This is a genomic window from Terriglobales bacterium, from assembly GCA_035624455.1.
Taxonomy (GTDB): domain Bacteria; phylum Acidobacteriota; class Terriglobia; order Terriglobales; family Acidobacteriaceae; genus DASPRM01.
The window spans coordinates 35138-44263 of sequence record DASPRM010000129.1 but is presented as its reverse complement, the minus strand read 5'-3'; the positions used below and the strand labels follow the sequence as shown (position 1 = coordinate 44263).

The 9126-nt window shown below is 57.6% G+C and carries 8 protein-coding genes; 3 read left to right on the top strand and 5 right to left on the bottom strand.

Annotated features, from left to right (window positions below; translation table 11 throughout):
- Window positions 1–259: 259 nt before the first annotated feature.
- The 4 genes from VEG30_14780 to cdd are packed head-to-tail and all read right to left on the bottom strand — an operon-like array spanning window position 260 to window position 4143.
- A complete protein-coding gene (locus VEG30_14780; GenBank protein HXZ81192.1) occupies window positions 260–1132 on the bottom strand; it encodes a purine-nucleoside phosphorylase in 873 nt (290 codons plus the stop codon).
- The gene (locus tag VEG30_14775; protein ID HXZ81191.1) at window positions 1129–2391 is read right to left on the bottom strand and encodes a nucleoside transporter C-terminal domain-containing protein; all 1263 of its coding nucleotides are present in this window, start codon (window positions 2389–2391) and stop codon (window positions 1129–1131) included. Before VEG30_14775 ends, VEG30_14780 begins: the two co-directional genes overlap by 4 nt.
- A gap of 23 nt (window positions 2392–2414) precedes the next feature.
- A complete protein-coding gene (locus VEG30_14770; protein ID HXZ81190.1) occupies window positions 2415–3722 on the bottom strand; it encodes a thymidine phosphorylase in 1308 nt (435 codons plus the stop codon).
- Between the two features lie 13 nt (window positions 3723–3735).
- Complete coding sequence (gene cdd, locus VEG30_14765; protein ID HXZ81189.1) at window positions 3736–4143, bottom strand: cytidine deaminase; 408 nt, start codon at window positions 4141–4143, stop codon at window positions 3736–3738.
- 129 nt (window positions 4144–4272) lie between these two features.
- Between cdd and VEG30_14760 the strand changes: the two genes are divergently transcribed.
- Window positions 4273–5946 carry an alpha/beta hydrolase-fold protein gene (locus VEG30_14760; protein ID HXZ81188.1) on the top strand — a complete coding sequence of 558 codons (1674 nt, stop codon included), beginning with the start codon at window positions 4273–4275 and terminating at the stop codon, window positions 5944–5946.
- Between the two features lie 365 nt (window positions 5947–6311).
- Window positions 6312–7415: a serine/threonine-protein kinase gene (locus VEG30_14755; protein ID HXZ81187.1), complete on the top strand. Its 1104-nt coding sequence runs from the start codon at window positions 6312–6314 to the stop codon at window positions 7413–7415.
- 8 nt (window positions 7416–7423) lie between these two features.
- On the opposite strand, the gene VEG30_14750 is transcribed toward VEG30_14755, so the two are convergent.
- Complete coding sequence (locus tag VEG30_14750) at window positions 7424–8299, bottom strand: DUF3365 domain-containing protein (protein ID HXZ81186.1); 876 nt, start codon at window positions 8297–8299, stop codon at window positions 7424–7426.
- A gap of 256 nt (window positions 8300–8555) precedes the next feature.
- On the opposite strand from VEG30_14750, the gene VEG30_14745 reads away from it, so the two are divergent.
- On the top strand, window positions 8556–9098 hold the full coding sequence (locus VEG30_14745; protein ID HXZ81185.1) for a hypothetical protein: 543 nt from the start codon (window positions 8556–8558) through the stop codon (window positions 9096–9098).
- The last annotated feature ends 28 nt before the right edge of the window (window positions 9099–9126 follow it).

Below are 9126 nucleotides of genomic sequence, written 5' to 3'. Positions count from 1 at the left end.
TTCAACATAGAGAGTCTTTATTACAAAGCCGTGAAAGACGCGGTTCGTTGTAACTCAGGTCAGGCACCGACCAGGCGCGCGTACCCGGGCGGCGAGACTTGGAGTGGAGCAGGGCTTCAGCCCTGCCTTTGTGCAATGCATGATAACCCAGGCTTCAGCCGCTGAGGGAAGCTCGCTCTGTACTGAATCAGACTCTCAGAGGCTAAAGCTATGCGCCTGGATGCCCGCCTAAAGGCCTGCTCCACCCGTCGAAGCGCAATCAGGTTTCAGCCGGCTCCAGCTCTTTTGCGATCTGCGGAATCACGGCCTCCAGCAAGGCAACGAATTGGCCCTTCACCCTCTCTCCAGTCTCAAGCACTTCTTTGTGATGGAGCGGCTGGTCGAGCATACCGGCCGCCATGTTGGTCACGCACGAGATCGCTAGCACGCGCATGCCGATGTGGCGCGCGGTAATCACCTCCGGCACCGTCGACATGCCAACAACATCAGCGCCGAGCACGCGAAAGGCGCGAATCTCCGCCGGAGTTTCATACGAGGGGCCGGACACCGCGACGTACACGCCCTCGTACACATCAAGATTGATCTTCTTTGCCTGCTCCAGCGCGATTTTGCGGAATTTGCGGTCGTAGGCCATGGTGAGGTCGGGAAAGCGGAGACCGAATCTCTCATCGTTATCGCCGATCAGCGGATTCGATCCCTGCAGGTTGATGTGGTCCGACAGCACCACCAGCGCACCCTGCTTATAGCTCGTGTTAATGCCGCCCGCCGCGTTGGTGAGGATGACAGCCTTCACACCGAACCTGCCCAGCACGCGGATCGGAAAAACCACTTCCGGCAGCGAATAGCCTTCGTAGAAATGAACGCGGCCCTGCATAAGCGCCACTGCAACCTGGCCGACTCTCGCCATTACGAGCTGCCCAGCGTGACCGATGGCTGTCGAGCGCGGAAAGTGCGGGATTTTTGCGTAGGGAATACGCACCGCGTTGGGGAGATCGTCAGCGAACGATCCCAGGCCGGAGCCCAGTACGACCGCGATTTTGGGAGCAAGCTTGGTGCGCGCGCGGATGAACTTTGCCGCCTCACCAGCGAGCTCGTAATCATGCAGCTCTTTTTTCTTTGCAGTTGGCTTCATCGCATCAGTAGTCCAACGATAGAGGCCGACATCAGGTTGGCCATGGTGCCCGCAATCATGGCGCGAATCCCGAGCTTGGCAAGTTCAGTGCGCTTATTGGGAGCCAGCGCGCTGATGCCGCCAATCTGAATTCCAATGGAGCTGAAGTTGGCAAAGCCGCACAGGGCGAAGGTGGAGATGGTCACGGAGCGAGGATCGAGCGCGCTCTTTTCCAGACCCAGCTTAGAGAACGCAACCAGTTCGTTGATCACCATGCGCGTGCCCAGCAGATCGCCAACGCTGACGCAGTCTCGCCATGGCACTCCAATGAGAAAAGCGACGGGAGCGAAGATGACGCCAAAGATCCTTTCCAGGCTGGAGGGGAACCATGGGAAGCCGTGCGCGGCGAGCCAGTTGTGTGTGCCGCCGAGAATGCCATTAAGAAGAGCAATGAGTGCGATAAACGAGATCAGGATGGCGGCGACGTTTAGCGCCAGGTGAAGGCCGTCAATGGTGCCGCGCGCGATAGCGTCGAGCGCGTTGCCATCCTTCTTCTCTACCTCCAGTTCGACTTTGTGCTCCGCTTCGCTGATCTTGCCTGCCTGAGGCGCGGTGACTGGCTGCTCGGTCTCAGGCACCAGCATTTTGGCCATGAGAATGGTTCCCGGAGCCGTCATGATTACGGCGCTCAGCAGATGTTCGGCTTTGATTCCGAACGCGATGTATGCAGCCATAATGCCGCCGGAAACGTGCGCCATGCCCGCAGTCATAATGGTCATCAGCTCCGAGCGAGTCATCACAGGCAGAAATGGGCGGATGGTCAGCGGAGCCTCGGTTTGTCCCATGAAAATGCTGGCGGCTACGTTCAGCGATTCCGCTCCGCTGGCGCCCAGAAACCGCACCATCACTTTAGCTAGCTGGTGAATGATGAACTGCATGATGCCCCAGTAGTAGAGCAAGCCAAAAAAAGCGGCAATAAAGATAATCGTGGGCAAGACCTGGAAGGCGAAGGAAAATCCCATGTTCGAGACCCTCTTGCCGATTTCGCCAAACACGAACCCGGAACCGACGTAAGAGTAGCCCAGCAGCTTGTCTACTGCGTTGCCAGCGGCTTGAAAGATTATTTTTCCGATTCGAAAGCGCAGCACAAAGATCGCGAACATAACCTGCAGCGCCAGTCCCCAGGCAACCGTCTTGACACGGATGGCGCGACGGTTGGTGGAAAAGGCATAAGCCAGCGCCAGCAGAACCACCATACCCAGAAGTCCAATGAATCGCACTCGTTCTCCTTAGGTGAGCCGCGCTATTCAATGATCTGATGGACCAGCTTGCGCTCGCCCGCCGGCGGCTTCTCCCGAATCTGATACGCATTGCGCAACAATTCCTGAGCCTCATCCAGGCGGGCATCGGAGTTGAAGCCGACAGTGCAAAGTGATTCGCCCGCATTCACCCAATCTCCGAGCTTCTTGTGCAGAATCAGGCCCGCAGCGTGATCGATGGTGTCTTCCTTTTTCTCCCGGCCGCCGCCCAGAACCACACACGCCGTTCCGATCCACTCAGCCTGCATCCCGGCCACGTATCCGCTCGTGGAACTCTTGAATTCCAGTTGCGTGCGAGGGCGTGGCAGGCGCTTCAGGTCATCCACTACTCCTGGATCTCCTCCCTGCAGGCTGATAATCTGCCGCAGCTTTTCTTTTGCCGCGCCGGAGCGGATCGTGTCCGCCGCAATCTTCCGCCCCTCCTCCACACTGTCGGCTCGCTCTCCGAGATAAATCATCCAACCCGCCAGCTCCAGGCATAAATCGCGCAAGTCTTCCGAGCCGCCGCCTTCCAGGATGTGCACGCTCTCCTCGACCTCGAGTGCATGGCCGACATAGCGGCCCAAAGGCTGGTTCATGTCGGTGATGAGCGCGACCACTCTTTTGCCCATTCGTTTCCCGGTATCCACCATCAGACGGGCCACGTTGACCGCGTCTTCCTCCTTCTTCATGAAGGCGCCGGTGCCAGTCTTCACATCCAGAACCAGAGCATCGATGCCCTCGGCGAGCTTCTTGCTCATGATCGAGGCGCAAACCAGGTAGGGGCTCTCCACTGTGCCAGTCACATCGCGCAGGGCGTAAATGCGTTTGTCGGCGGGAGCGACCTCCGCTGTCTGGCCAATCAGCGCGCATCCACATTTCTTCAGCACCTTGCGGAAATCGTCCAGCGACAAGTTGACGTTGAATCCGGCAATCGATTCCAGCTTGTCCAGAGTGCCGCCGGTATGGCCGAGCCCGCGTCCGCTGATCATCGGGACGTACACGCCAGCAGCGGCCGCAATGGGGGCAATGACCAACGATGTCTTATCTCCAACGCCGCCGGTCGAGTGCTTATCTACTTTCTTGGCGGGAAGCTCGGAAAAATCCAGCACCTCACCGGAGTGCAGCATGATGTCAGTGAGGGCAGCGGATTCGGCCTGGCTCATGCCGCGCAGCAGCACCGCCATGAGCCAGGCCGCCATCTGGTAGTCAGGAATCGTGCCTGCAGTGTAGCCATTGACGATCTGCTGGATCTCCTCCCAGCTATGTTCGCCACCATCGCGTTTCTTGCGAATCAGATCGACAACGCGCATAACGTTCTATCTCTCAAAACGAAAATCCTGCCGGCAGCATGCGTTCGGCGGTGGATTCTTCTATACCGTCTTTCCCCTGAAACAGAACCGCGGCATGTGGACCGAACTCGAAAATCACCTGCCGGCAGGCCCCGCAGGGCGAACACGGCACGTCGTTGCCATTGAGAACGGCCACGCCGCGCAGTCGCATTCCCGGCCCCTCTGCCGCAACCGCCGCCACGATCGCCGAGCGCTCAGCACAAATCGTCAGACCGTAAGAGGCGTTCTCCACGTTTCCGCCGGTATAAATATTGCCAGCCTCAGTGAGAATGGCCGCCCCGACGTGAAACTTGGAGTACGGTGCATAAGCGTTGTCCAGCGCCTTGCGGGCTGCTTCAATGAGATTGCGGCTCTCCTCCGCAGTGAGAGGCGCTACGGACATCGGCTTCCCGGATTCGCGGACATAAAAGTTCTCCTGAGCAGCCACAACCTCTTGCCGCTGCCGGAGGCTTGCTAGACTGGCAAAATGGAAAAAATGTCCTGCCGCAAACTGAAAGGGGGATTAAAGGCGATGAGAAGGCGTGCGTCAAGAGTTCTCATCGCTCAACTCCTGGTTCTTTTTTGCGAAGTCTTATTCTGCGCAACCCAAGCGGCTTGGGCACGCGGCCCCCGATTCGAGATTTCCTTTCTTGCCTCGGTTCACGAGCAGCCGATCACCGGCCGGGTATTCGTCATCCTGGCGAAAAAGAATAATAAGGAGCCGCGCTTGCAAATCGGCGCATGGTATCAGCGGACCCCCTTCTTCGGCCTGGATGTCAGCGAGATCAAACCCGGACAGCGAATCCTGCTGCAGAGCACCGCTTCCGGGTTTCCCCTGGCCGGCCTGAAAGACCTTCCCGAAGGCGATTATTTCGTGCAGGCATTAATGAGTGTTTATACGCGCGTGCAACGCGCTGACGGCAAGACCCTGTGGGTGCACCTGGATCAGTGGGAGGGGCAGGACTTCACCCGCTCTCCCGGGAATCTCTACAGCGAAGTCCAGAGAGTTCACCTCGATTCAAGCTCATCGCAGACATTCAAGCTCTCTCTGAGTAAAGTCATTCCGCCCATTGAACTCCCGGCGGACACAAGCTGGGTCAAGCACATCAGAATTCAAAGCCAGATGCTCACGCATTTCTGGGGAACGCCAATTTATCTCGGCGCCACTGTCCTCCTTCCCAAGGATTACGAGCAGCACCCGGACGTGCGCTATCCCGTCATCTACATACAGGGTCACTTCAGCCTGAGAGCGCCATTCAGCTTTCCAGACAAGGAAGGCGACGACGGCGGACTTCCCGCCGATGCTTCTCTGGCCCATGCCTGGCGCTCGGACAACTTCCCGCGCATGATCGCTGTCACTCTTCAACATCCCACGCCTTTCTTCGATGATTCCTATGCCGTGAACTCGGCCAACAACGGCCCTTATGGCGACGCCATCATGCAGGAGTTGATCCCGTATCTGGAGGATCACTTCCGCATCTTGCGCCAGCCGTATGCGCGCCTGCTGACCGGAGGTTCGACAGGAGGATGGGAGTCGCTGGCGCTCGAAGTTTTCCACCCTGATTTTTTCGGCGGCGCCTGGACCTTCTATCCTGATCCCATCGACTTCCACCGCTATGGCATGGTGGACATCTATGAAGATGAAAGCGCTTTTGAAGTACCGGGGTTTGCCCCGCCCGCACCAGAGCGTCCCCTGATGCGCACCCCAGAAGGTCAGGTCACCCTCACAATGCGCCAGATGAGCCAGTTTGAAGCTGCGCTCGGTTCCCATGGGCGCTCCGCCCAGCAACTCGAGGCCTGGGAAGCTGTCTATGGTCCTATCGATGAGGATGGCTATCCAAAGCCGGTCTGGAACAAGGAGACCGGCGAGATCGATCACGCGGTTGCCACCTACATGCGCGATCACGGCTACGATCTGCGCGCCTACCTGGAAAAACACTGGTCGGAGATCGGCAACCAGCTCGACGGCAAAATCCACATCTATTGCGGCGATATGGATGACTACTACCTGAATCTTGCGGTGTACAGGATGGAAGACTTCCTGACGAATATAAGCCCCCCGGCGCATGCCACGTTCGCCTACGGACGCCCGATGAAAGGACACGGCTGGCAGCCGATGACGAACGCCGACTTAGTCAGGATGATGGCAGACCACGTAACCAAGCACCTGCCCGCCGCCGAGAAGACAGTGGCGCAGCAATACTAAGGATTTCGACCTGGAATTGCACTGGACGGCGATACACCGACCCAGCCGACAGGGCACGTTCCGTCGGGAGGCACGGAGCGTTGGCATCCGCGCTCGGAATTCCGAAGGTCACTGTGGGTTTGGGTGCAAACATCTCTCTCGGGGTGAGAGACCAGACGAAAATGCGGAGCAGTTCGAGAGCGTCTAACCGCCGGGCGTCGCCGATAGCTGTCGTACCATCGCCATATCACAAATAATCCGGATCAGCTCTGAAACCCTCTTACATTCGGGCCTTCACCGATAGCTTCTCAACACGCCAGTTTCAAGCTGATGATACTCAATCCTTCCTACTTGTCTCCGCATCTATAAGTAACAGCATAGGCCTTATGTCGATTGCAGTCGGAGATCTGATCGGTGAATACGAGGTAATCGGGGAGCTGGGAGCAGGTGGCATAGGCAAGATCTTCAAGGTCCGCCATCGTATCTCTCAGCGTGTCGAGGCACTGAAGATCCTTCTGCCAGACCTCCGACAGACCCAGGAACTCGCAGAGCGATTCACTCGCGAAGTCCGAGTCGTCGCCAGCCTTCATCACCCCAATATCGCGCTGCTTCACACTGCGTTCCAACACCAGGACCAGTTGGTCATGGTCATGGAGTTCGTGGAAGGCGAGACCTTGGGCGCCAAGAGAGGGCGCATCAGCTTGTGGCAAGGCCTCGACTACATATCGCAGGTGCTGGGATCATTGGCTTATGCCCATCGCCGTGGCGTAGTGCACCGGGATATCAAGCCCTCGAACATCATGATCACGGCGGACGGGCAGGCGAAGCTACTCGACTTCGGGTTGGCGGCCAGCAATCGCGAGGCCGGGCTCACGTCATCCGGAGCCGTATTGGGGTCGATTCACTACATGTCGCCCGAGCAGGTGAGCGGTGAAAAGGTAGACCTGAGGTCCGACATCTATTCACTGGGGGTCACCTTATACGAAGTAATTACGGGACGGGTGCCGTTTTACGGCAAGGGCGAGTATGCGTTGCTGACTGCTCACCTGAAGGAGGCGCCGCGGCCGCCCTCAGAGTTAAACCCCGACGTTTCGGCTGAGCTCTCCGCAATCGTTCTTAAAGCGTTAGCTAAGAGTCCGGGCGAACGTTTCCAGTCGGCAGAGGAATTCCTGCAGGCACTGGACGCTGTCCGCATGGCACAAACCGCAAGTCTGCAAAAACCCGCGCCTCTCTCCAGGGGGAGCGCGACAACTTCTCAGATAGGCCCAGTATCCCCGAGAGCCGGCAACCATGCTTTCGAGCCTGCTGTGCTGGAGCGTGTCAGCAAAGACCTTGCTGAGTACGTGGGACCTATTGCCAAGGTGATCGTAAAGCGTGCCGCGGTCAAGAATGCGACCCTCGACGAGCTTTACCGCTCTCTGGCAGAGGAAATCGACTCCAGCCAGGCGCGCGAGCGGTTCTTGCGTTCCAAGCCGGTGAACGGTTCCTAGAACCCGCATCACTCATTCAGCATCTTCAGCGCCTTCGACAAGCTCACACACATGCGGTTGAAAGAAGCAGTCACTGTGCCTATCTCATCGGTGCTGTGAACCGGCAACTCGGGTAAATCCTTGTCCCCTTTGCTGATCTTGTCCGCTGCGTGCGAGAGTCGGCGCAATGGCCGGATCACCATGTAGTACAGCGCTGCATCCATAGCCGCCAGCGTCAGCAGGAAGATCACGGTTAGATACGTCATCAGACGGCGGAATGCCCGATTTGCGATCCCTACCGGAACTGTCATGGGCACGGATACGATTTGCGCAGCGTTGATCTCATTCAGCTTCCAGCCAAAACCGTTGGCAGTGCCATAGGTTTGCACAATCGTTGCCGGAGCGGTTTCTGGACGATCGTGACAGTCCAGACATTCCTTCCCAACTGCAATAGGGTGAGCCAGGTACAGAGAGCGTCCTGTCGGGGTTTCGCGTTCACCTACAAGTTCCCTTTGCCCGGGATGATTGCGGAAATACTGAATCAAGTCTGACTCCCATTCCACGGCCCGGTCGCGGGGATTGGAAGGATTAAGTGCGGCTTCCTTGTATGTGTAGTCCGGATATTTCCCGTGCAGGCGAGCAAAAGTCACCGTCGCAGCATAGAAAGGAATCGTTTGCGGCAAGAAGGTCGTTAGGTGCCGCGGATTTTCTTCCAGAAGCGGCGTCAGCTCCTGCGCTGTGTATTCGCGAGTCGAACTGGCACTCTCGACCATCAACTGAGCCTGTTGCAGAACCTGATCGCGCGCGTTCGACATGAGGAAGCTGTAGGACATGTACGCGATCACGGCAAGACCAACGCCGAATAAAATCACGAGTATCAAGTTAAATTTGGCAACCAGCTTCATGCGCTTGCTCCTTGACCTGAGGTAAGAATAATCCGAGCACAGTTCTCCTCAAAAGCCTCGCCAAATGAAACCGATACCCTTGCCGTCGGAGCATTCTGCAACAACAGATCCCTCGCTACACTCGGGATTTCGCCAGCGGGTTCCCGCTTCGCTCACGCCCGCAAACCGGCCTCAACTTGACGTCGGGAACAGCGGCTGTAAAATGCCGCCTGCTTGAGTGCAACTTGAGGTTCAGCGCGAAGCTGTGGAGGAAAACATGCCAAGGGTGAGGACGATGCTCATGACTACCGTATCGCTGGTGGCGATCGCGTGCACGGCAGGGGCTCAGAAAAAACTATCGGACTCCGAATACACCACGCAGGCTCTCTCCGCTGCACCGAAGGGCGTTGCCGATGGCGCCGCAGTGGTCCGGGTCGAAAGCGATGGGAGCATGCGCACCCTGCGGGAGGGAAAGAACGGGTTCACATGCATGGTTATGGGCACGGACAAGATGTGCAACGACGCTAACAGCATGGAATTCATCCATGCCATGATGAGGCACGAGCCACCGCCAAATAAGGTCGGCATTTCCTACATGCTGGCTGGCGACGAGGGTGCGAGCAATACCGATCCCTACGCCACGGGCAAGACTGCGGACAATCATTGGATCGTTACCGGCCCCCACATCATGGTTTTCGGTCCGCCCAGCAAGACCCTGGGTTACACAGAAGCTCCCGACCCCGATCCCACCAAGCCGTACATGATGTGGGCGGGTACGCCATACGAACATGCAATGATTCCGGTTTCGGCTAAGAAATAGCGATTTCATAGCCACCCTCCGCCAAAAG